Source organism: Skermania sp. ID1734, from assembly GCF_007489285.1.
Lineage (GTDB): Bacteria > Actinomycetota > Actinomycetes > Mycobacteriales > Mycobacteriaceae > ID1734.
In genome coordinates this window covers 39,543-62,197 of record NZ_VLIY01000020.1, presented here as the reverse complement: position 1 = coordinate 62,197, position 22,655 = coordinate 39,543, and the positions used below count along the sequence as shown (strand labels likewise).

The window sequence follows — 22,655 nt, the reverse complement described above, 5'->3', positions numbered from 1 at the left end:
CAGCCCTCTTCCTCATCCGAGCCACCTAGCTTCGGCAATTCTGCTGTGCCCGAACACTTTATCGGGCGGTACTGCCGTGCGCGCGTGGCCGGACCCCACCATCGCATTCGGAGCCTGTCCGTTGACAACATCGAAAACCCTTGACTCGCCTATCGAACCCAACGATCAATCGCCGCCACGCTCGCTGAAAGAGACCCGAACGTGGCGACCGCTAGTACTGCGACTGCATTTCTATGCCGGGATACTTGTCGCGCCGTTCATCCTCGTCGCGGCAATCACCGGCGGCCTCTATGCAGTAGCGCCGACGCTCGAAAGCGTTGTGTATCACGACTATTTACACGTCAATCCATCCGGCAAACAGCATGCCGTCGCCGAACAGGTCGCGGTGGCCGAACGACAACGCCCGGACCTGACCGTCGCCGCCGTTCGACCGGCACCGGGCCCGACAGACACCACCCGAGTGTTGTTCGATGACCCGTCACTTCCTGACTCCACGCGCCTGGCTGTCTTCGTCAACCCGTACACGGCCACACCGATCGGAGATCTTCCGGTGTACGGAAGCGCGGGCGCACTCCCGCTCCGGACGTGGCTCGACCACCTGCACCGCGACCTGCATCTGGGTGAGGCCGGCCGCGCCTACAGCGAGATCGCGGCATCGTGGCTGTGGGTCGTCACGTTGGGCGGGCTCTACCTGTGGTTTCGGCGTTACCGCCGGCGCCGGCGCTCAGTTGCGCCCGCTCGTTTCGCGACCTTGGACCGCAGGAGCGCGGGACGGGAACGGACGCTGAACTGGCACGGCGTGGTGGGTTTGTGGATCAGCGTCGTGCTGCTGTTTCTGTCGGCGACCGGACTGACCTGGTCCGCGCTTGCCGGCCAGCACGTGACCGATCTTCGGGCAGCCCTGGGGTGGCAAACGCCGACAATCAACACGACGATCGGAACGACTCCGGCCCAGATTTCGGGGCACGAAGGCCATGACGGCGGTCATCACCCGGGCGGCCCCACCCCCGCGGTCGATGCGAGTGCCATCGACTCGGTCCTTTCCGTTGCGCGCGAGCATGGCGTCACCGGCGCGGTGGAGGTGACGGTTCCGGACCGGCCAGGGGTTGCCTATACGGTCACCCAAACCAGGCAGCCGTGGATGTTCAGCCCCGACGCCATTGCGATCGACGGCGCCACGGGCACGGTCACCGACACCCTGCCGTTCTCCGCGTGGCCGCTTCCGGCGCAATTGACCACGCTCGCCATCGCCCTGCACATGGGCATCCTGTTCGGCCTTGCCAACCAGATCGCGCTGCTGGGCGTCGTTGTGGGACTCGTCAGCGTGATCGCTCGCGGCTACCTGTTGTGGTGGCGACGCAGACCAACGCGGGGAACCGCGTGGGCGCTGGGCCGACCACCACTGCGGGGCGGTTTGCGCCGCGTCGGCCCTGTCGCGGCAGCGGCCGTCGGCGTGGCCGCCGTGGCCATCGGCTGGTTCGTGCCGTGGCTGGGCATACCGCTGGCCGGGTTTCTGGCTGTCGACATGATTGCGGCGGCGTGGCAGCGGTTCCGTCACGCCAAGCAGACGCTCGCCGCGGATACGCCGAGCCGCCCGAATTAGTCGGGGAAGGTTAGCCTAAGGTAACGACGTGATCACATCAGAGTCGGCTCACCCGTTGCGGTTATCTGCCGCAGCCGCGGGTGTGCTGACGGGTGTGCTCGGCCTCGCCGCGCACAGCGTCGGCTGCGGCAGGGAAATGATCTCCTCGCCGATTGCTGCCATCGCTGTCGTTGTCGCGTGTGTCGTTGCCGCCGTGGCGCGCAGCGTGTCACCCGCCACGTTGCGGTTGGTCGCGATCCTGGGCGGCGGCCAGGTGCTGGTGCACTTTGGAATGCAAACGGTCGAGCCATCGGCGATGATGCCCGCGATGAGCGGGCAGATGCTTGTCAGTCACACCGTTGCCACGGTGGCGTGCGCACTCCTGCTCGCCGCTGCGACCAGACTGTACGGACCGATTACCACTGCTGCACAAGCGTTTTGGCGCTCGGTCATCCCGCTGGTGTTGCCGCAGGAAGCCGCAGCAACCGTCGTGGTGTCCGCGGACACCGCGGCCGCGGGGCTCGCGCGGCAATGTCTGGTCGCGGCTGTGCGATGGCGCGGTCCTCCGGTTGACGCTCGCACCCAGATTCTGGCCGGCGGCGCCGCCCGGTCACGGCGTAAGGCCCACTTCTGACTATCGGCGCAACCATCCGCCTACCCCATTACTCACTATTGCTACCTCAAGGATGAACTCACCATGAATACGCTCAACCGTGCCGCCATCGTCTCCGCTGCGCTGGCCGTCACAATCTCCGTCCCAGCCGGAACGGCAGCGGCCCAAGGCAATCCGGCACCGACACCAGCGGCCGTGTCCACCTCGATCAGCACCGACGTCGCGCCCGGCGTGCACTACACCGGCGACACTGCCGACAACTCCGCGCTGATCCAGACGGTCTTCGGAACGCTGACCACCCGCGGCGCCCAATTCCAGGTTCTCGACAACCAAAGCCATCTCGTCGCCGGAAACCCGCTGACGCTGCAATCCGACCCCGCTACTTGGCCGAACGCGGCCAAGCCCACTGCGGCCACCTCCCCCGCGGCCCCCACGCGCCCGGCTGCGGCCAATGCCCCTGGGTTACCGATCCACCACGTCGATGCGACGTCGGATTTCAATGACGCGTTGTCGGTCGCGTCGACCCAATTCGGTCTGGCCGCCACCGTCGGCACCATGGCCGGCAGTGGAATCGGCCTGGTCGCCGGTTGCCCTCTCGGCGCGGTCACCTTCGGTCTTACCGGTATCGTCACCGGCCCGATCGACCCACTGATCGCCGGCCTGGGCTGCGTCGTGGGCGCGGCCACCGGAGCGGGTCTCGGCGGCGTGCTGGGCGGACTCATCCTCGGCGTTCCCGTGGGCGTCGCCAGCGGTGTGCAGATGTACAACACACTGCACTCGCAGGGCCACATCTGAGCCGACTCTTGGGCGCGCGGTGTGGTGTGGCAGCATCGCACCACACCGCGCGTCGTCACTACTCCACGATGGGACTCGCATGAATGCAGACCCGTTCGAGGCATTTCACAGCGATCTGGCGGCGATCGCCGCACGCGTTGCCAACGAGGTGACGCTCACTCGCCGGCGCATCGTGGTGGTTGCCGCCGCCGTTGTTGCAGTGATTGTTTCGTTGCTGCTGCCCGCGTGCTCGTGTACCCCGGTGTGGGCCGTGCTGGCGCATCCGATGGCCGTAGAACCACATGACATTCATGCAATTGCACGGATGTTCGTCGTGCTGGCAACCCTTTTCGGAATCATCGGATCAGTGACGGTATTGCTGACGCGACGGTGGGCGGTCGCCTGTACCACCCTGTTCGGAATCTCAGTTACCGCCGTGCTCGGCTTCCTGGCGCTGTGGTCACAGAACACGCAGGCGGCGCGAATCGCTCACCCGGGCGCCGGTCTCATCCTGGCGTGGGCCGGCATCGTCGTTCTCGGCGTGCTGTGGTGGCCGGTCGTGTGCAGCCGCGCAAACATGCTGCCGCCTGCCTGATCCGTTCTCCGATTCGAGTGCACGGAACCGGCTGTCATGAAACACAAGCGGATTGACATCGACGCGCTTGCCGAGGCCGTGAATGCGGAGCACGGCCACCGTGTGATCGCCCGCGAGAACCTCGCCGTCGAGCGACGCCTCGATCCACGCGGCGCCGCCGTCGACAAAAATCGCGCTGCCGCGCCGGGTGAGGGACATTTGCGCGAACCGGTCTGCCCGCCGGGCCGACAGGGCGCGCGCCGCGTCTTCCTGACCCGAGCCCAACAGGCTCAGCCCGATTCGGTTCGCCGTGCGCAACACTGGCCAGGTCGACGAGGTGTTCTGCACGCAAATCGACACGAGCGCGGGCTCGAGCGAGACGGGCGTGAAGGTGCTGACCGCAAGGCCGCGCGGTTCGCTGTCGACCAGGGCGCAGACCGCGACGACGCCTGCCGGGAACTGTGCGAATACGGTGCGAAGGGTTGCCGGGTCAGCCATTGGACACCTCTGCTCCGTCCCGTTGCAGCGGAAGCGGGGGCCCGCTACTTACGTCAGCATGCAGCAGGGGACCCCCGCTTCCGATGTGGGGCTGCGGCGGACCCGCTGGTGCAGGGCGGGCAGCGGTGAGCGCCGCAACGGTGTCGCGCCAGCGTGCCGCGTACCGGTCGATGGCGCCGTCTTCATGGAACCGCTTGTCCGACAGGTAAAGTCCCGGCAGCGCGCAGGTGGCGCCCAGCTCGGCGAGCACCGGCTTCAGCAGCAGATCCGGGGCGAGCGCGTGGGTGGGTCCGGCGCCCAGCATCACGGGTACCGCGACGACGCCGGCCAATCCGGTGTCGGCATCGAACTGCTCGAGGAACAACTTGAGTAGGCCCGTGTAAGTCGCCTTGAAGGTCGGACTGGCGAATACGGCCAGTTCGCTCGCGGCGACGGTGCGGACGGCGTGCGCCACCGACGGATCGCCGGAACCGAGCAGTCGCGTTCCGTAGGTGACCAGGTCGATGACCGTCGGGACAACATCGGGCCGCAGTCTGCGCGCCACGAGCGCCGCCGCCGCCAACGTTCGCGAGGCAGGTTTGGGATTGCCGACGACCACTGCCACATCCATGGCAAGCTCCTCCACCGGTTAAATGACGCCATGCAGGGGCGGCGGCGTATCGTGCAGCAGCGCACGCCCGATGTGCTGGTACTTCCATCGAATCGGGTCGTGCAGGGTGTGTGTGCGGGCGTTGCGCCAGAAGTGATGCAAGTTCAGATCCGCTGCGGCACTCCGCGTTCCGCTCACCTCGAAGAGCGCGCTCGACACCTCGTTGGCTGCCCGGTCCGCGGTGATCTTGGCGGCCGCTACGGCCAGCGAAGCGTCGGCGGCATGCTCGCCGCGCTCGTGTTCGCTTGCGGCCAGCACTGTGTCTACCGCGAGAGCCGCAGCATGCAGCGTCGCCTCCGCCACGGTCACCGTGACAGCCAGCTCGCCGACGCGCTGAACGAGGAGTGGGTCGTCGACCGCGCGGGAAACTCCGGCCTCGAACCACGGTCTGCTGTGCGTGCGGACGAATTTGGTCGCCGCGCTCAGCGCGCCCCGTGCGATACCGGCGTCGATTGCGGCATGCAGCAACTGTGCATAGGCGCCGTAGCCGGTCGCGGCGAATGTCGCCGGAGCCCGGGCGACGAGTTGTTCGCGACCCACCGTGACACCGGAGAAGACGACAGTCCCACTTCCAGTGGTGCGCTGCCCGATGCCGTTCCAGTCATCGATAATTCGCACGCCTGGCGAGTCGGCGGGCAGGAAGACGATGTACTCGCCGTCGGGCAATCCGCTGACGCCCGCAGCATCGTCGAGCCGGGTGAGAACGGCGAGCACATCGGCGAACAGCGATCCGGTGCAGTAGTACTTGGTGCCCTCGACTCGGAACCGGCCGCCGACCGGCCGAACCGTTGTTGCGATCTCTGCGATCGTTGCACCGGTGCGCTCCGATTGCGCGTTGGCGATGCGCGCGCCGTCGAGCACCGCACTGAAGTACCGGCGCTGCTGGTCTCGGGTTCCCGCCAACCGCAACAAGTTCAGGTACACGAAGTGGCTGTGCGGGATTTGGGCGATGTTGGGGTCGGCGGCGGCGAGGATGCGCACGACCTCCGCTACCGCGGTGGCCGGTAACCCGGCACCGCCGTAGGCGGCGGGCACTGTGATCGCGAGCAGACCGCTGGCGGACAGTTGCTCGATCTCCCGGAACGGCAACTCGCGACGAGCGTCCCGGGCAGCAGCGCCGGTCGCGAACTCGGCTGCGAGCCGTTGTGCGACCGACGCTGCCTGCCCCGCCGAGGTGACCCGACGCGTTTCGACTGTTGTCATCAGCCCGCGACCGGCACGCGTTCGGTGGCCGCCTCCAGTTCCCGAACCAGCGGCAGCACCTTGGCACCGAAGTACTCGATCTCCTCCTGGAAGTGCAGAAAGCCCCCGAGGATCAGGTCGACCCCCAACTGCCGGTAGGCGACGATCCGTTCGGCCACCTGCTCGGGAGTCCCGATCAGCTTGGTCCGGAACCCGTCGTTGTATTGCACCAGATCCTCGAACGTGGAGTCCGCCCACATTCCCTTGCGGTCGCGGGTGGACGCGCCGGCCTGCTGCACGGCCGACCGGAAGCCTTCGACCGCAGGGCGGTTGGCCTTATCGATGATCTCGCGCAGGGTGTCGTGCGCCTCCTTCTCGGTGTCGCGGGCGATGATAAAGCCGTTCAGACCGAACTTGACTTCCCGCCCGTGCTCACGGGCAACCTCCCGAACGTCGTCCAACTGCTCGATGACGCCGTCGAAGTCCTTGCCGTTGGAGAAATACCAATCGGCGTAGCGGCCACCGTTGCGCCGGGCCGCGGTGGAGTTGCCGCCTTGAAACAGCTCGGGATTCGGGCGCTGGGGCGTGTTGAGCGGCTTGGGTTTGAGGGTAAAGTCGCGAATCCGGTAGAAGTCGCCGCCGTAGTTGACGTTGTCCTCGGTCCAGATTTTGCGGATCACTTCGAGGAATTCGGCGCTGCGCCGGTAGCGCTCGTCGTGTTCGAGCCACGGTTCGCCCAGGGCGGTGAATTCCCCGGCAAACCAGCCGGATACGACGTTGATCGCGAACCGGCCGTTGGACAGGTGATCGGCTGTTGCACCGAACTTGGCCAGCACGGCCGGGTGCCACAAACCGGGGTGCACCGCGGCGATCACCTTCAACCGCTCGGTGGCGGCGAGGAGTGCGAGGCTGAACGATGTTGACTCGTGCTGATATTCGGCCCCGTAGGAGGCGGTGTAGCGAACCTGGGACAGGGCGTAGTCGAAGCCGTTGCGTTCGGCGGTTTGGGCCAGCTTCTTGTTGTACTCGAAGTCCCAGCTGGTGCGCTGCTCGATGTCGCTCGTGACCAGTCCCCCGCTGACGTTGGGGACCCAGTAGGCGAATTGCGTTCGGTCGGTGATTCTTTCGGTGGTCATGGTGCTCCGTTGGTTGTCGTCGAGATACCTGTTGCTACACGCGGACAAGTGGCCCGCGGTAGACAGACCTGCTGAACGTGCCCGCCGGCTGGAAGCGTCCGAGCACCGCGCTGGCCGACTCGCCGGTGACATCGGCGATGAATGCATGTGCGGCCTCGACCGAGTCGATGCCCAGGAACGGTTGCGGCCGGTGCAATAGACCGACGAGCGCGGAGGCAAACCGCGAATCGGCCCCGGCTGCCGCAAATAGAGCGCCGCCGATGTCGGCGAACTCCGGATCGCTGAGGAACAGCCGGGTGACCTTGGCTGCGGCGTCGGAGCGTGCGGCCAGGAAATCCGCGTACTGCCGGGTAATCCAGGCGTCGTCGAAGGGGCCCTCATGCGCTGCGGCCGCGGCGACCAGACGCTGCGCTTGGATGATGCCGCTTTGGGCACCCTGCCCGGCGATGGGGTCGTAGGCCACCGAGGTGTCGCCGAGCGAGGCCACCGTGTGCCCACTGGCGGTGTGGCCGAGCCCCGCGCGGACGACCGGCCGCACCGCGCCTTTGAGCCAGGAATGTGGGTCTTCGGCGATCACCCGGGTGGCCAGCACTTCCGGCAGGTCCCAGTCGATGTAGTCGCGGTACAGGTCGACGACGATTCGGTGCGCCGACTCGGCGGAATCAGCTGCGGCGAACCGCTTCTCCCATTCGCTGCCCGGCCTGGCCCAGCCGAGGAACGCCCAGCTCGGTCCGGCGTCCTTGTGCAGGTACGGCCCCCACCACGCCTCGCCCTGCTCGGCGAGAATCGAGAAGCCACTGTGTCCACCACCGGCGGGGCTGCGGTGCGCGAAGACGCTCCTGTCGAAATCGAGTCCCGTGACCGTGACCGTGAGCAGTGAACGCTGCGGCGCGTCGTACACGGTGCGGCTGGTGTCGATCGCAAACAGCTCCGACAGGCCCCCGCGTCCGGTGGCGACCAGCGTCAGATCGTGCGCGGCGGCGATCCGGTCGAGACTGTCCGGTGTCACCGGTTCGACCACGAACTCGCCACCACGCTCCTGGAAGGCCGTGAGGCGTTCGTCGGCCTTGAGCCGAGTGTCGACCGCCACACCAACGTAACCGTCGAAGTTTCCGTCGAAGTCGATGAGTTCCGCGCCACCGGGTCCCGCGACCCGGACGCTGAGGCCGGTGTGCCGTGGCGCCCGGGCGGTGAACGAGTCGAGGCCGAGGGCGGCCTCGGCCTGTTGCGCCTCGCCGAACTCGAGTGCCGTCCCGGTCGCGGGGACGTCGTCACGCAGGCTGCGCTGCTCCCGGTCGCTGTAAACGGTGACGTCGAATCCCGCATCGAGCAAGCCGAGTGCGGCGGTCGCCCCGGTCTGGCCGGCGCCGATGATCGCGGCCGAACGGACGGAACGCGACGGTGAAGGTTGTGATGTCATGCGGCGAATTCTTATGGCGAGCCAGGCGGCAGGCCAGGGATGAAATCACCGAGAATCAAAGGGTCGCTGAGCAGTTGCCGTCGCCTGTACGATTCCGGCGTGTCGAGCCATGCTAATGATCCGGCAGGATCGCCTAGCGCGAACTACGCGGAATTGACCGCACAGGTGAAAGCTCTTGTCGCAGCGGAGAAGGATCGCGTCGCCAACGCCGCCAATATCGCGGCGTTGCTGTATGACGGTTTGCCCGAAGTGAATTGGGCCGGGTTCTATTTCTATGATGGCCGGGAACTCGTCCTCGGGCCGTTTCAGGGCAAACCTGCCTGCGTGCGCATAGCACTCGGCAAGGGGGTCTGCGGAACAGCCGCCGCCAGTCGCACAACACAGCTCATCGCCGATGTGCATGCCTTCGACGGCCACATCGCGTGCGACGCGGACAGCCGTTCGGAAGTAGTTGTGCCGCTGGCACGTAACGACGGCACGCTGGTTGGGGTGCTGGACCTGGACAGCCCGCGGCCGGAGCGGTTCGATGCCATCGACCAGCGTGGTCTGGAAGACATCGCCGCGGTATTCATCGCTTCCCTCGAACACGCCTGAGCGGCGGACCTGCTCACGCACGGTCCGCCGCCTGGCGGTTACGCCTTTCGCTCGCCCGCACTCCACGCGAAGGGCAACTCGGTGCCATTGAGCAGGTGATCGCCGATTGCCCGCGCCTTGTAAATGGCCGGGTTGTGCACGGAGACCGTGCGTGCATTTCGCCAATGCCGGTCCAGCCGAAGCCGTTCCGACACGATCGAGGCGCCGCCGACCTCGAACAGCAGGCTGGTCGCCGGCAGCACAGCGTCGATGACCCCGAGCTGGGCCTGGGCGGCCGCGAGCTCAGTCGCGGCGAGTTCCGCCTGATCGGCAGCGCCGTGGGCCAGAACGTGGTCCAGCACGTCCGCAACGGCGAGGACGGCGGCGCGGGCGGTGAAGGCAGCACTGGACAACCGGCCGATCACCTGCTGCACCAACGGGTCATGGCGAGGCAGGTCCGCAGCGGCATGGGTGTAGCTGCGGGTGCGGGCGGCGACCCAATCGCGGGCGTCGCGTTGCGCGCGTGCGGCGATCCCGGCCAGCACGGCGAGCTGCACAAGCTGCAGGTATGCCGTCGAATAGGTGGGCCCGGCAGTCCCGTAGCCGGGCCCCAGAATCCGGTCCTCCGTCACGACCACCCGGTCGAACTCAGTAGTTCCGCTGGCGGTGAGGCGTTGGCCGAAACCATCCCAGTCATCATGCTGGCGAATGCCTTCCGCGCGGGCATCGACGAGCACGCCGACGCGCTCCCCATCGCGATCCGCCGCGGCCACGATGTAGTCCGAATACAACGAACCGGTGCTGTAGTACTTGGTGCCGTCGAGCTGCCAACCATCACCCGCGCGGGTCAGACGCGTCTGGTAACGATCGACCGCTCCGATGCCCGGCTCGGTGATGGCGTTGCCGACGAGCGCCCCGTCCGCGACTTCGCGCAGCCAGCGGTCGGAACCCGGATTCGCCAACAACTGATCCTCGACGAAGACGAAATGCACCCGTAATGCCTGTGGGAGATTGGAGTCGGCAGCGGCGAGGTCGATGAGCAGGCGGAACAGCTGGCGCACGCTGGCGCCGTACCCACCGAACTCGGCTGGCACCCGCAGCGCTCCGAACTTGGCCTCCCGCAACCAGCCCACCTGTTCGTGCGCCAGCCGGCGGTCGGTCTCACGATCGACCGCACCCGCGGCGATCCGGTCGAAGATCGGTACGAATACGGCGTCGAGTTGAGCATCGGTCACGGTAGTGGACGTTGTGGTCATCACCCGAGGATCACCGAATCGCGTTATTCGAGCACGGGTTTGACGCAGCACGATTCGAATCAATTAGAACCAGCCAGATTTCAACCCGTGACGGATGACGACGCGGCAGGCACCATCAGAGGTTCCCCGACCCGTCGAAGGAAAGCGCCGATGACCCTGTCGTTTCACTGGTTCCTGCCCACCTACGGTGACTCCCGCGGCCTGGTCGCCGGCGGTCACGGCACACCGATGTCCGGTGACCGTCCCGCGACGTTGCGTTACCTGAACCAGATCGGCGCGGCCGCGGAGGACAATGGATTCGAGGCGGTGCTGACGCCGACGGGACTGTGGTGCGAAGACGCGTGGCTCACGACGGCGATGATGGTCGACACCACCGAAACGCTGAAATTCCTGGTCGCGTTTCGTCCCGGCCTGATCAGCCCCACCCTGGCCGCCCAGATGGCGGCTACCTTCCAGCGCCACTCGGCGGGACGTCTGCTGCTCAACGTCGTCACCGGCGGGGAACCACACGAGCAGCAGGCCTACGGCGACTACCTCGACAAGGAGCAGCGATACGCCCGTACCGGGGAATTCCTCCACGTCGTGCGTGAACTGTGGCGATCGCGTGAGCCGATCACGTTCGAGGGCAACCACATCCGCCTCCAGCAGGCACTGCTCGACAACCGGCCCGATCCGGCCCCGCCGATCTTTTTCGGCGGTTCGTCGGCACCCGCCGGGCCGGTTGCCGCGCGATACGCCGATACCTATCTCACGTGGGGCGAACCGGTGCGTGCGGTGGGCAAGAAGCTCGAGTGGATCCGCCGTCTAGCGGTGGACAACGGCCGCATCCTGCAGTACGGCTTGCGGATTCATGTCATCACCCGTGACACCGCCGAAGAGGCCTGGGCCGTCGCGGACCGGTTGCTTGCCGGGGTGGACGGCGCCGACATCGAGCGGGTGCAGGCCAACCTGGCGCGCAGTGAGTCGGAGGGCCAGCGGCGAATGCTCGAGTTGCACGGCGGGAGCCCGGAGCGGCTCGAGATCGCACCGAATCTGTGGGCCGGGATCGGGCTGGTCCGCGGCGGCGCGGGCACCGCACTGGTCGGTTCCCACGAAGAGGTCGCCGCCCGGCTGGTCGAATACGCACAGCTAGGCATCACCCACTTCATCTTGTCGGGCTATCCGCACCTGGAAGAGGCGTACTGGTTCGGTGAAGGCGTGCTGCCCATTCTCGAACGCCGTCGGCTGTGGCGGCACCCGAACCGGGACCAGGTCACGCGGGCCGTCGGCACTCCGTTTGCCGCCGCTGCGAGCAGTTGATCGGCCTGGACAATCGGCACCGTCCATGCCCCGATCGATCGCAGCCGCTCACCGCCAGTCACCTGCCGCACGTGTCGTACCGTGTGTCGATGCCCGCCATCACCACACCAGCTCCGCCGGCGCACGCCGGCGTTCGGCAACCGCGGGACGACTGAATGGGTACCGTGCCGGCCCGGTTCTTTCTTGCCGACAATCCCGCAGCGGTTGTCTTGCGCGCCGCCTCGGCGTCGAGCCCTACCACCCGCGACGTCGTATCGGCGGCCACCGGGCTGAGCGCGGCGACCGTGAATCGCGCGGTCGCCGCGCTCCTGGACGCCGGCCTGCTGCGGGAACGTGCCGATCTGACCGTGCCAGGCGCCGTTGGTCGGCCACGAATTCCCTTCGAGGTCAACCAGAGCCGCTTCGTCACGGTCGGCATCCACATCGGCGCCAGCAAAACCCGGATCCTGGCCACCGACCTGCGCGGGCAGATTCTTGGCGGCGCTGAGCTGGTCACGCCGAAGTCCGCCCAGCGGGTTGCGCTGGAGACCATCGCGGTCAGCGCCGCACAGTTTCTACGCCGGTTTTCCCGGCGCACATTGGTGTGGGCGGGAGTCGCCACCGGTGGGCGGATCGAGCCGACGAGAGGTGAGGTAGACCATCCCCGACTCGGGTGGCAGGCCGCGCCCGTCGGGGCCGTGCTCGGCCAGGCGTTGAATGTTCCGGTCACCGTCGCCGCGCACGTCGAGGCGATGGCCGCCGCGGAACTGCTCTTCGGTTCCCGTCCGGCCACTCGGCACGTCGGCACCACGTCGAGCACCCTGTACTTCTACTCCCGCCAAACCGTCGGACTGGCACTGGTGGTCGACGGCAAGGTGTACTCGCCCAGCAACGGGCCACTGTCTATTGCCCACTTCCCCACCGGGTCAGGCCAGCCGTGTGAATGCGGACGCAAAGGGTGCCTGGAGGTTTCCGCTAGTGACGCCTCGGTGCTGCGCCGCGCGGTCGAAGCCGGGCTGGTCACTCGCTCGGTCGATCCGTCCGATATCGAGCGCCTCTACCGGTTGAGCAGCAACCACAGCGCGCACGAATTGTTGGTCAACCGCGCACAGTTGCTCGCGGAAGCGCTGACCATCCTGCGCGACGTGTTCAATCCCGACCACATCATCCTCGGTGGCCAAACGTTCACCGCCGACCCGGTGGCACATCAATATCTGCGCGCGCAAGGCCACGCTTTGCAGTCACAGTTCGGAACAACCGTGGTGATGAGCCGATTTGGTAACCGGGTGCAGGATTTCGCCGCGACGGTCACCTCGTTGAGCGCCATCCGCGCCGACCCGCTGGCGGCGAGTCGGCGGTGGTGAGCCAGCGTTCAGCCGAGGGCCCGCCGCGCGTACGCCCGGACATCGGCGTCGGCATCATCTAGCGCGAATTTCAATGCGTCCGAAGCAGATCCGTCGTCGGGCCAGCTGGCAAGAGTGAGCACCGCGGCCTTACGAACGTCGAGGTGCGGATCGCGCAACGCCTCCGCCAGGGCGGCCACCGCGACCTCGGGCGCTGCGCCGGCCAGACCCTGCGCCGCGCCCTGGCGCACCTGCCACGCTGAATCATGCAGCGCGCCTACCAGCGTCGCAGCGTCTTCCGTCGACGCGCGCAGGCTCGCAAAGGCACGCAATGCCGCCGCACGTACGAGCGGATCGGGGTCGGCCGTCAGGAGCCGCACAGTCTCGACGCCACCCAATGCGACCGTGGCAAGCCCGTCCGCGACGCTGATGCGGACCTCGCGGTTGTCATCGCGCTCGGCGGCGGCAATCGTCTGCCAGTCATCCAGCGCCACCAACGCCTGCACGGCCTCGATGCGGACCCTGTGGTCGGGATCGCGCAACGCCGACCGAAACTGGCGTGCTGTTCCGCCGCGCCGTGCCCGTAAGAGATGGATCATCGCCGCCCGCACCACGGGATCGGCGGAATCCAGGTGATCAGCGAAGCCATCGGTGCTCGGCAGCACTTCGATCAGTTCCCGCAGCCCTCCGGCGGCGGCATTGCGAACGGTCGACGCGTCGTCGTGCAAGCGGTCCAACAGCGCTTGCACGAAACCCGGCGGCGTGTTTTCGGTGAGCGTGGAAATGGCCGCCACCCTAACCCGTTCGTCCGGGTCGGACAGATACGGCGAAAGTTGCTGCACAGATGGGGAATCGAGCGTCAGCAACGCCACGATCTCCGGCGCCGGTGCGGGCGTCACGGTCGCTGGCTGGCGGTCAGGCGCTTCGGCGGGAGCCCGCTGGCTCAGCAGCGGCGGTTGCTCGATCACCGTCGATTGCTGGTCGGCGGGCGGCAGATCCTCCAGGCCGGCCACCGGAACGAAATACGGTGCCACGGGGCGCTTGATGAACTCCATCTCCCCGTCGGCTCGCTTACGCAGGTTCAGGTGATACCGCCACTGCGCATCGTCGCGCTGCGGAAGATCGGCACGTTCGTGATAAAGACCCCACCGCGACTCGGTCCGGGTCAACGACGATCGAGCGGCCATCTCGGCACAGTCGCGAATGAACGACACCTCAGCGCAGCGCATCAGCTCGTGGGCCGTCCTGGCCCCCATACCGGCGACCTCGTCACGCATCCGCTCGAAGGTTTCCACCGCGATGCTGAGCTTGTTCGCCGTCTTCGGCGGTGCGACATAGTCATTGACGAAGCGTCGCAGTTTGTACTCGACCTGCGGCTGTGGCGGTCCGTCCGGGTTGCGCAGCGGACGGTAGATCAACTCGTGCGCGTCGCGCAGTTGGTCGGCCGGAAGCTCTTGTGGTCCAGGAATATCCGCGAGCGTCGAGGCGGCGTGCGAACCGGCCAGATCGCCGTAGACGAACGCACCGATCATGTAGTTGTGCGGCACGCAGGCGAGGTCGCCGGCGGCGTACAGGCCCGCAACGGTGGTCCGGGCATTTTCGTCCACCCACACCCCCGACGCCGAATGGCCGCTGCACAGGCCGATTTCGGAGATGTGCATCTCGATGTCGTGCGTAGCGTAATCGTGGCCACGGTTGGCATGAAACGTCTCCCGGGTGGGCCGCTCGGTCGTGTGCAGAATTCCCGCGAGGGTGTCGAGTGTTTCCGGCGGCAGGTGCGACACCTTCAGGTAGATCGGCCCGCGCGCGGATTCGATCTCCTGCTTCACCTCGGCCATCATCTGGCCAGACCAGTAGTCGGAGTCGACGAACCGCTCACCTCGGGCATTGACCTGGTAACCGCCGAACGGGTTGGCCACGTACGCACAGGCCGGTCCGTTGTAATCCTTGATCAGCGGGTTGATCTGGAAGCATTCGATTCCGCTGAGTTCGGCGCCGGCGTGATAGGCCATCGAATAACCGTCACCGGCATTCGTCGGATTCTCGTACGTCCCATACAAATACCCGGAGGCGGGCAGACCCAGCCGTCCGCACGGTCCGGTCGCCAGGATCACCGCCTTGGCTCCCACCGCGACGAACTCGCCGGTGCGGGTGTGCAATGCCGCGGCACCGACGGCCCGCCCCTGTGCAGTGAGCACCCGAACCGGCATCAACCGGTTCTCGATCCGGATCCGTTCGCGCATCTTGCGTTGCCGCAGGACGCGGTACAGCGCCTTCTTGATGTCCTTGCCTTCGGGCATCGGCAGTACGTAGGAGCCGGAGCGGTGGACGCGCCGAACGGCATACTCGCCGTAGGAATCCTTTTCGAACTTCACGCCATAGCGCTCGAGCCGTTGCACCATAACGAATCCGCGGGTCGCCGTCTGGTATACCGTTCGCTGGTTGACAATTCCGTCGTTGGCCCGCGTGATCTCCGCGACGTAGTCCTCGGCCTCCGCCTTGCCAGGGATCACAGCGTTGTTCACGCCGTCCATGCCCATCGCCAGCGCGCCCGAATGCCGAACATGTGCCTTCTCCAGCAACAGCACGTTGGCACCGTGCTCCGCGGCGGTGAGCGCGGCCATGGTTCCGGCGGTGCCGCCGCCGATCACCAGCACGTCGCAGTCCATGCGCACGGCGTCTTCGATGGCGGGGATGGGTAATTCGGGTCCGGTGTTCATAGCGCCGCCACGATCTGCTCGCGCAACGCTCGCCGGTCTGCGGGCTCGCGTGGCTCTGGAATGTCGAGCAGCAATCGCAGTCGCTGGCCGGACTTTCCGAGCACCGCCACCCGGTCACCGAGCAGCAAGGCCTCATCGACGTCGTGGGTGACGAAGACGATGGTGGTCGGGTGGGTGCGCCAGGTGTCGATCAGCAACCGTTGCATCGTTGCGCGCGTTTGGGTGTCGAGCGCACCGAAGGGCTCGTCCATCATCACCGCGCGGGGTGCCCCGGCGAGTCCGCGAGCGAGTTGCACGCGCTGACGCATGCCGCCGGAAAGGCTCTTGGGCAGGTAGTCCGCGAATCCGCTGAGACCGATCTCTTCGATCCATCGCTCGGCGAGTGCTCGGCGATGGGTCCTTGGTTCGCCGCGCAACTTCAGTGCCAATTCGATGTTGCCACGCACGGTGCGCCAGGGCAGCAACGCGTTGTCCTGAAACACCACCGCGCGGTCGCGCGAGGTGGTGGTGACCGGCGTGCCGTCGGCGAGAATGCGGCCGCTCTGCGGCCGCAGCAGCCCCGCGAGCGCGCGCAACACCGTCGACTTACCGCAGCCGGACGGCCCGGTCAGCACCAGAATCTCGCCGGGCCGGATGTCCAGCGACAGCCTGTCGATGACGGGTTCGCCGGTGTAGGAAAGGGTTACGTTGTCCACACGCAGGCCGGTGGCCGCGGAGATGGCCGTTGTCATCGAATTCCTTCCTGCGCCCGCGGCAACCACCGAGTGACCCTGCGGCCGAGCAGTTCGACCGCGGCCGACGTGGCGAAACCCAACACGCCGATGGTGATGATGCCGACGAAAACCCCCGGATAGTCGACGATCGTGTACGCCTGCCAAGTCCGGTAGCCGACGCCGAGGCGACCGGAGATCATTTCAGCGGAGATCACGCAGATCCACGCCACACCGATGCCGACCGACAGTCCGCCGAAGACTCCGGGCAGGCTGCCCGGCAACACCCACTCGCACCAGGACGTCCCAGCGGTTGCCACCGAGCGTGCGCACCGAGTCCTCCCAGATCGTCGGCAGTGCCCGCACCGCGTGCCGGGTGCTGACCATGATGGGAAAGAACGCCGCGAGGAATGTGATGAACACGATGCCCGCCTCGTCACGGGGGAACAACAAGATCGCCACTGGGACGACGGCGATGGCGGGGATCGGGCGGGCCAGTTCGGTCAGCGGTCCAATCACATCCGCGAAGAGGTTCGAACGTGCCAGAGCCACGCCCATGGCGACCCCGATCACGGCCGCCAGCCCGAATCCGGTGAGGATCCGAATCAGCGATTGCCCGAGGTCGAGCCAGTACACGTCGGTGCCGAGTTGGCGGCGCAGGGCCGCGGCGATTTCGGTGACGGTCGGCAAGGTGTCGAATCGAAGCCACAGCCGTACATCGTTGGCCGTCAACAACTGCCAGGCTGTGACGGCAGCAAGCACGGAACCGATGCGGATGGTGCGCGATCGCCAGCGGCGAGACGGTCTCGGTACCGGCGGATCGGCGACGGCGAGCGGCCGGACAGTGGATTCGAGAGTGGTCAGCGTTGCCGTCATTGCCGCACCTCGGTGATCGCCTGCTCGTAGGAGACCGTGGTCGCGCCTGGGTGGGCGTGCAGATACCGCTGCGCTGCAGGCGAAGTGGTGAAGGGCAGGTAATTCGCTCCATCGCGGACCCAGACCGACTTGTCGGCGAACCACCGGGTGCCTAGCTCGGCGTCGATGATGTAGGCGGCACGCACCGACTTGCCTTGGGCGCGCGCCGCTTTCACGGCTCTCAACAAATCTGTGCTGGAAGCCTGCGGCAGCGTGTGATCCTGCCCGTCGAGCCACAGTTCCGTTCCGCTGCCCACCGTCTCGTTCGCCTGATCGGCCAACGCGCGGGCATAGTCGCTGCCGCGTTCGCTGAAGACTTTTCGCAGCGGCTGATCGTCGACGAACTTATCGATGTCAAGGTCGGCGAAGTTGCCTATCGACTTCAGGTATTGCACATCGCCTTTGAAAGCCGCGATCAGACTGGGTTTCAGCGTCGGGTCGAACGACGTGCCGCCGGGGCCGTTGTACAGGTAGACGACCTCCGCCGGCAGGCCCGAATCCTTGGCAACCACGTCGGCGGCCTCGAGCGGCTTGCCGTGCAGGAAATCTGTCGCATCGATCTGCGCCTGCAGGAAGGCGTCGAGCACCTCCGGGTGCTTATTCGCGTAATCGCGCCGCGCCACCACGCCGTGGAAGGTGGGCACATTCAATTCTGCGCCGTCATAGAGGAGCTTGGCTTTGTTCTGGTATACCAACAGCCCGGGCCATGCGACGAACTGGGACAGCGCGCTGACTTGGCCGGATTCCAGTGCCGAGGCGCCGATCTGCGGTTGCTGGTTGAGCACCTCAACGCCGGTCTGGGGATCGATTCCGGCTCTACTCAACGCCTGTACGAGGGTGCCGTGCCCGGCTGAGCCCACGCTCGCCGAAACCTTTTTACCGGCCAGATCCCGCAAGGTGGTGGCTGTCGAATCCGATCGCACCACAACCATGTTGAGCGCGCCCTTCGGGTTGTACCCGGTGACCGAGACGAACTCCGTCGTGGATCCCTCGTTCGCCTGGGTACGCGAGCCGTTGATCAACAACGGGTAATCGCCCATCGATCCGATGTCGATTTTTTCCGCAACCATCTGCGCTGTTATGGGTGCGCCGGTGTCGTAGTCCTGCCACTCGACGTGATACTTGGCACCGCCCCCGTCGGTGATTTTTTGCAGCCGCTGTTCGAGGAAGCCCTTGGCGCGCAGCAAGGTCCCCGCACTGACGGTGTTGATGGTCTTGGACTGGTAGCCGATGACTACCTGCACGGTGTCGCCGGCGTTGTCAGCGCGATCGAGCGAGCAGCCCGCCGCCAGCAGTGACAATGACAGCGCGGCAGCGGCGAATGGGGTGGCACGGGATCTCATTGCGGTCCTTATGGTTCAGCGAAGCAGGTATGGCATGTTGACGGTGACTGCGCCGGTGGGACAGCGCGCCGCACACGGCCCGCAGTACCAGCACTCGTCGGTGTGCATGAAGGCTTTGCCGTTGTCCGGGTTGATCGCCAGTGAATCGAGCGGGCAGATCTCCACGCATAATGTGCAACCGGAGATGCACAGCGATTCGTCGATCGTCACTGGGACATCGACCCGCTGGTTGACCAGTGCCATCAGCTCTGCTCCTCACTTGGTGTTCGGACAAGACTGCCGCGCATGGTGATTCGGTCGCCGCGCATCCGGATGTACTCGAGGTCCACCGGCCGCTCACCGCTCAATCGGGTGAGTCGCTCCAGAAAAAGCAGCGGTGCCCCTTCCGGGACTTGCAACGTCGCCGCGGAGTGCGCATCGGCCGTAATCGCTTCCAGCGCAAGGTCGGCCGATTCCAGGTGGTCGCCGCTGACAGATTCGATCAGCGCGAACACGTCGTTGTGCTCGAGGTCTCGGGCTATGACCTCGAGGCCGATGTCGGGCGCCAGGTACGTCAAATCCAGGCTCAACGGCAAATCCCCGAGGTAACGCAGCCGTTCGACGTACACGGCGCGTTCACTCGCGCGCAGCTGCAACCGGCGCGCGACCGCCGGTGGCGGGGTGATCAACTGCGCGACCCGAACCTCGTTGCGAACGTCCCCGTGCCCCTTGAGCGTTTCCCGCAGCCCGAGCAGAACGTCGAGCCCGTGCTCGAACTTGGGCTGCGTGATCCGGGTGCCAACCTTCCGTCCGCGCTCGATCAGGCCCTCGTCCCTGAGCAGGGCCAGCGCCTCCCGGACACTGTTGCGCGACACCGCGAACTCGGCTGCCAGTTGCTGCTCCGTCGGCAGCACCTGGGCGTAGGAGTGCAGTTGGCGCCGCAGCACATCGGCGACCCGGCGGGCCTGGTCGGCGCGGGGTTGGCGTAGCTGCGTGGCGTCCACGGTGCCCCTTCCGATGTCGCTGACCTGGTGAGATAGCAACGTAACGGAGATTGGGGGTGCGCCCGCGCTACCGTGACGAGCGGCAAACCGGGCCGGCGCCGATTCCGCCAGTGCCGGTGGGGCAACGACCTGGCAAAAGACGAGTTTGGCAACCTCAATACGCCAGCAGACACTGCTGGCGCGGAATTTCGATCACGATGATTCGAACTCGTCCATAAGGTGGGTCGGCTGGATCAGGACAGTTGCACGGATTCGTCGAGTCCCTCCGCCAGCAGTTGCCGACGCAGCGCCGCGCCGGCATCGCGCACCTGCTCGTAGTCGGCGGCGCGGCCGGGGCACAGGCTGGATTGCTCGATGATCGCGTCCAACTGCCGACAAATCGCCGCCAGCCGGGACGGGCGGTCGACCGTGCATGAGGTCGCAGTGGCGTCGAGCATTCTGATTTGGGCCAGCCCGACGATCGGCTCGGTGGCGCCGTAGCGGCGAATCTGTGCGGTCGCCAACTCCAAATAGTCGGCAAATCCAGCCGCGGCAACAATCACCTGTCCGCCGTTCGAGTGAACAGCGTAGGGACCCAGCGGCGTTCGGCCCAGTTCCGCCAAAACTACCGCCAGGTGATCGATCGCTTGGACGGCGGTGTAGGGGTCGTTCACCGCTGGTGACAGCGCCTTCGAAGCGATGTCCACCAACTGGCGCACACCGAATGCGGCGTCTTGTTCCAGTGTTCGCTCGAACCCGATCCGCACCACGTCCTCGACGATCGATGACGTGAGCCGGGCCAAGTCAATCGGCGTCCCGTCGCTGGACCAGACTCGCGCGAGTCGCTCACCAGCGGTGACGTGATCGCCCACCCACCGGTCGATGCTGACGCGCAGTCCCGCAATCGAGGTCGTGACGTATTCCGGATGCACCACTTGGATGTAGCCGGAGTGCGTCGACGCGACAGCGATCGAGTCTGTATCGATCACCGGCGATGACTCCGGCACGTCGCGTGGCAGGCCCCGGATGACGGCGAGCGTGCCGCGTTCGACTTTGCGCATGATCTCGTCCACCTGCATGGAGTGCGAAATGTGGTGCACCTCGTACACCAGCGCGCCCAGGCTCGCGAACAACAGCACCACCGCCCCGGAGACGGCAAGCCGTGGGTAGTCGTCCGTGCGCTGTCCCGCCGAGACACCGACCGTGTACAAGCCCGCCATCGCGTACGCGAAAGTGCCGACGAAGACACTGAGAACTATCTGGTTCTGCCTGTCTCGCAGAAAGTTTCGCAAGATGCGGGGCGAGAACTGGGTGGAGGAGAGCTGCAGCGCGACCACGGTGAGGCCGAGCATCAACGCGACCACCGTGATCACCGTGCCGGCCACGCCGATCAATAGAGTCCGTGCGTCATCGGCCGTGCCCTCGAAGACGAGGCCGTGCAGCCACGAATCGCGATCGATCTGCACCTGCGACAGTGCCGAACCTGCGCCGACCGCGACGACGACCGAAACCGCCGGCAGCAACCACATTGCCCCGCCCAGGTACTCCCAGACCGCGTCTTTGTGTCTGGTCAGCATCTTTATGTTGGACGTCTTTAGATTGGGCATTTCGGTCTCCCGCCTCGCATCAGCTTGGGGCACCACGAAAAAGCTCCGCAAGCTTTTCGGAAAGTTCAGGTTCGGCCAAAATCACCACGTCATCGCCGGCTCGAAATTGCGTGTCGGCACGGACCGGCACCAGGCCGCTGGCCCGCACGACGATGCTCACCCAGATTTCGCCCGCACTGTTGCCGAGACTCTCGACGGTCGCGCCGTCGGCGGGCGATCCGGCAGCGACGGTGAGCCGGTGCACCACCTCCGGCTCGTCGCGCAGGCGCACGCCGAGCGCCCACGGTTCCACAGTGGCCACCCGCATCGGCAACCGCAGCAAGCCGGCCAACGCAGGCACCGAACTGCCTTGCACCAGGACAGAAAAGGCCACGACGACGATGACTATGCCGTACAGCCGCTCTGCGTGCGGCACGTGGGCAGCCCGCAAGAATTCGCCAAGCAGGATGGGCACCGCACCCTTGAGTCCGGCGATCAGGATGAAGGCCCGCTCGTTGTGGTGCAGCCGAACCCCGAGTAGGCACGCACCGACGGCCAGCGGCCGGACCAGTACGGTCAGCGCAATACCCAGCACGAGCCCGGGAATCCACACGTCGGCGTGCCCGATGATGTGCAGGTCGATCGTCAGGCCGAGCACCGCAAACGCAACAATTTCCGCCAGGCCGGCCAACGCGGCGTGAAAGCGCTCGATCTCCGGCTTGTACGGAGCGCGCGCGTCACCGATCGCGATGCCGGCAATGAACACCGCCAGGAATCCCGATCCGTGCGCCACCGAAGCAATTCCGTACAGCATCAGGCTCGCGGCCAGCGTGCGCAGCGGGTAGAGACCCTCACTGGGCAGGGGCACGTGCCGGATGAACAGCAGCAGCACCCGGCCACCGACCACACCGACCACCGCGCCGACCACCATCTGCTCGATGAATTGCACGCCGACATCGATGAATCCGGCGGCGCTCAGCCCACCGGCCGCGAGCAGGCTTGCCATTAGGGCAATACCGACGGGATCGTTCGCGCCGGATTCGCCCTCCAAGATGGTGCCACTGCGGCCGGTGATCTCGCGCTTACCCAACACCGAGAAGACCACCGCGGGATCGGTTGGGGCCACCGCCGTGGCAACCAGCACGGCCAGATACCAGTCGATGCCGCAGCCGAAATGCAGTACGGCGGCGGCTCCGGCCGCGGTGAGAAACGTGCCGAGCACACCGACGGTCACAATGGGCAGCGCCGCACCGGAAAATCTTTTCCAGCCGATGTGCATGCCACCGTCGAAGAGCACCAACACCAGCGCAATCGTGATGATCCGCTCGACGGCGCGCTCCGGCGGCGGCTCCAACGTCGGCAACGCGTACGAAGCCACCGCTGCGCCGGTCAGCACCAGCAACGGCACCGGAATCTTGACGCGTTCGGTGAGGCGGTTCGCCATGACCGCCACGAGCCCGACGGCGCTGGCGAACAACACAACCAGCCCGTAGGTGGCACTGTCGTTCACGGCGCGGCTCGCTTAGGAGGTGAGGCGGTTT

General features: G+C 66.2%; 17 protein-coding genes and 3 pseudogenes. 6 read left to right on the top strand and 14 right to left on the bottom strand.

From position 1 onward, the window contains the following. The first annotated feature begins 121 nt into the window (after positions 1-121). The 3 genes from FOS14_RS21190 (at position 122) to FOS14_RS21180 (ending at position 2,990) form a co-directional block, all read left to right on the top strand. On the top strand, positions 122-1,603 hold the full coding sequence (locus tag FOS14_RS21190) for a PepSY-associated TM helix domain-containing protein (protein WP_370512276.1): 1,482 nt from the start codon (positions 122-124) through the stop codon (positions 1,601-1,603). A gap of 28 nt (positions 1,604-1,631) precedes the next feature. Beyond that, positions 1,632-2,216 carry a hypothetical protein gene (locus FOS14_RS21185; protein ID WP_143772849.1) on the top strand — a complete coding sequence of 195 codons (585 nt, stop codon included), beginning with the start codon at positions 1,632-1,634 and terminating at the stop codon, positions 2,214-2,216. 63 nt (positions 2,217-2,279) lie between these two features. Beyond that, a complete protein-coding gene (locus FOS14_RS21180; protein ID WP_143772848.1) occupies positions 2,280-2,990 on the top strand; it encodes a hypothetical protein in 711 nt (236 codons plus the stop codon). 589 nt (positions 2,991-3,579) lie between these two features. Here the strand turns inward: FOS14_RS21180 and FOS14_RS21175 are convergent. The 5 genes and pseudogenes from FOS14_RS21175 to FOS14_RS21155 form a co-directional block, all read right to left on the bottom strand. After that, a pseudogene (locus FOS14_RS21175) lies at positions 3,580-4,041 on the bottom strand (flavin reductase family protein); the annotation flags it as partial. Between the two features lie 124 nt (positions 4,042-4,165). Beyond that, positions 4,166-4,651 (bottom strand): annotated as a pseudogene (locus tag FOS14_RS21170) (NADPH-dependent FMN reductase); the annotation flags it as partial. Between the two features lie 18 nt (positions 4,652-4,669). Next, positions 4,670-5,893 carry an SfnB family sulfur acquisition oxidoreductase gene (locus FOS14_RS21165; RefSeq protein WP_143772845.1) on the bottom strand — a complete coding sequence of 408 codons (1,224 nt, stop codon included), beginning with the start codon at positions 5,891-5,893 and terminating at the stop codon, positions 4,670-4,672. Beyond that, complete coding sequence (gene sfnG / locus FOS14_RS21160; RefSeq protein WP_143772844.1) at positions 5,893-7,008, bottom strand: dimethylsulfone monooxygenase SfnG; 1,116 nt, start codon at positions 7,006-7,008, stop codon at positions 5,893-5,895. Before sfnG ends, FOS14_RS21165 begins: the two co-directional genes overlap by 1 nt. 34 nt (positions 7,009-7,042) lie before the next feature. Beyond that, a complete protein-coding gene (locus FOS14_RS21155; RefSeq protein ID WP_143772843.1) occupies positions 7,043-8,428 on the bottom strand; it encodes a styrene monooxygenase/indole monooxygenase family protein in 1,386 nt (461 codons plus the stop codon). Between the two features lie 99 nt (positions 8,429-8,527). Here FOS14_RS21155 and FOS14_RS21150 point away from each other — a divergent pair, with 99 nt between their 5' ends. Then, on the top strand, positions 8,528-9,022 hold the full coding sequence (locus tag FOS14_RS21150; protein ID WP_255450504.1) for a GAF domain-containing protein: 495 nt from the start codon (positions 8,528-8,530) through the stop codon (positions 9,020-9,022). Positions 9,023-9,060: 38 nt separating this feature from the next. Here FOS14_RS21150 and FOS14_RS21145 read toward each other — a convergent pair whose 3' ends face one another. Continuing rightward, complete coding sequence (locus tag FOS14_RS21145) at positions 9,061-10,257, bottom strand: acyl-CoA dehydrogenase family protein (protein WP_143772841.1); 1,197 nt, start codon at positions 10,255-10,257, stop codon at positions 9,061-9,063. Between the two features lie 150 nt (positions 10,258-10,407). On the opposite strand from FOS14_RS21145, the gene FOS14_RS21140 reads away from it, so the two are divergent. Both FOS14_RS21140 and FOS14_RS21135 read left to right on the top strand, forming a co-directional pair. Continuing rightward, positions 10,408-11,556, top strand: coding sequence for an LLM class flavin-dependent oxidoreductase (locus FOS14_RS21140; RefSeq protein WP_143772840.1), 1,149 nt, complete (start codon positions 10,408-10,410; stop codon positions 11,554-11,556). 155 nt (positions 11,557-11,711) lie between these two features. Continuing rightward, positions 11,712-12,899: an ROK family transcriptional regulator gene (locus FOS14_RS21135; RefSeq protein WP_143772839.1), complete on the top strand. Its 1,188-nt coding sequence runs from the start codon at positions 11,712-11,714 to the stop codon at positions 12,897-12,899. Between the two features lie 8 nt (positions 12,900-12,907). Here FOS14_RS21135 and FOS14_RS21130 read toward each other — a convergent pair whose 3' ends face one another. The 8 genes and pseudogenes from FOS14_RS21130 to FOS14_RS21095 all read right to left on the bottom strand — a co-directional run bounded on the left by FOS14_RS21130 (position 12,908) and on the right by FOS14_RS21095 (position 22,624). Further along, entirely contained in the window at positions 12,908-15,598 is a 2,691-nt protein-coding gene (locus FOS14_RS21130; RefSeq protein ID WP_143772838.1) for a fumarate reductase/succinate dehydrogenase flavoprotein subunit, read from the bottom strand. Continuing rightward, a complete protein-coding gene (locus FOS14_RS21125) occupies positions 15,595-16,329 on the bottom strand; it encodes an ABC transporter ATP-binding protein (protein WP_143772837.1) in 735 nt (244 codons plus the stop codon). Before FOS14_RS21125 ends, FOS14_RS21130 begins: the two co-directional genes overlap by 4 nt. Next, a pseudogene (locus FOS14_RS21120) lies at positions 16,326-17,184 on the bottom strand (ABC transporter permease). Before FOS14_RS21120 ends, FOS14_RS21125 begins: the two are co-directional and overlap by 4 nt. Then, entirely contained in the window at positions 17,181-18,566 is a 1,386-nt protein-coding gene (locus FOS14_RS21115; protein ID WP_143772836.1) for an ABC transporter substrate-binding protein, read from the bottom strand. Before FOS14_RS21115 ends, FOS14_RS21120 begins: the two are co-directional and overlap by 4 nt. 15 nt (positions 18,567-18,581) lie before the next feature. Beyond that, positions 18,582-18,809 carry a ferredoxin family protein gene (locus FOS14_RS21110; RefSeq protein WP_143772835.1) on the bottom strand — a complete coding sequence of 76 codons (228 nt, stop codon included), beginning with the start codon at positions 18,807-18,809 and terminating at the stop codon, positions 18,582-18,584. After that, the gene (locus tag FOS14_RS21105) at positions 18,809-19,549 is read right to left on the bottom strand and encodes a GntR family transcriptional regulator (protein ID WP_255450503.1); all 741 of its coding nucleotides are present in this window, start codon (positions 19,547-19,549) and stop codon (positions 18,809-18,811) included. The genes FOS14_RS21110 and FOS14_RS21105 overlap by 1 nt, the downstream gene beginning before the upstream one ends. Before the next feature lie 233 nt (positions 19,550-19,782). Next, positions 19,783-21,135, bottom strand: coding sequence for a DUF2254 domain-containing protein (locus tag FOS14_RS21100; protein WP_143772834.1), 1,353 nt, complete (start codon positions 21,133-21,135; stop codon positions 19,783-19,785). Between the two features lie 19 nt (positions 21,136-21,154). Next, positions 21,155-22,624, bottom strand: coding sequence for a cation:proton antiporter (locus FOS14_RS21095; protein ID WP_143772833.1), 1,470 nt, complete (start codon positions 22,622-22,624; stop codon positions 21,155-21,157). Between the last annotated feature and the right edge of the window lie 31 nt (positions 22,625-22,655).

What these genes read in the sequence shown, in the direction of transcription:
- FOS14_RS21100 (WP_143772834.1), bottom strand. Translation starts at nt 21,135, where the DNA reads ATGCCCAATCTAAAGACGTCCAACATAAAGATGCTGACCAGACACAAA.
- FOS14_RS21125 (WP_143772837.1), bottom strand. Translation starts at nt 16,329, where the DNA reads ATGACAACGGCCATCTCCGCGGCCACCGGCCTGCGTGTGGACAACGTA.
- FOS14_RS21155 (WP_143772843.1), bottom strand. Translation starts at nt 8,428, where the DNA reads ATGACATCACAACCTTCACCGTCGCGTTCCGTCCGTTCGGCCGCGATC.
- FOS14_RS21135 (WP_143772839.1), top strand. Translation starts at nt 11,712, where the DNA reads ATGGGTACCGTGCCGGCCCGGTTCTTTCTTGCCGACAATCCCGCAGCG.
- sfnG (WP_143772844.1), bottom strand. Translation starts at nt 7,008, where the DNA reads ATGACCACCGAAAGAATCACCGACCGAACGCAATTCGCCTACTGGGTC.
- FOS14_RS21130 (WP_143772838.1), bottom strand. Translation starts at nt 15,598, where the DNA reads ATGAACACCGGACCCGAATTACCCATCCCCGCCATCGAAGACGCCGTG.
- FOS14_RS21180 (WP_143772848.1), top strand. Translation starts at nt 2,280, where the DNA reads ATGAATACGCTCAACCGTGCCGCCATCGTCTCCGCTGCGCTGGCCGTC.
- FOS14_RS21140 (WP_143772840.1), top strand. Translation starts at nt 10,408, where the DNA reads ATGACCCTGTCGTTTCACTGGTTCCTGCCCACCTACGGTGACTCCCGC.
- FOS14_RS21165 (WP_143772845.1), bottom strand. Translation starts at nt 5,893, where the DNA reads ATGACAACAGTCGAAACGCGTCGGGTCACCTCGGCGGGGCAGGCAGCG.
- FOS14_RS21110 (WP_143772835.1), bottom strand. Translation starts at nt 18,809, where the DNA reads ATGGCACTGGTCAACCAGCGGGTCGATGTCCCAGTGACGATCGACGAA.
- FOS14_RS21115 (WP_143772836.1), bottom strand. Translation starts at nt 18,566, where the DNA reads ATGAGATCCCGTGCCACCCCATTCGCCGCTGCCGCGCTGTCATTGTCA.
- FOS14_RS21145 (WP_143772841.1), bottom strand. Translation starts at nt 10,257, where the DNA reads ATGACCACAACGTCCACTACCGTGACCGATGCTCAACTCGACGCCGTA.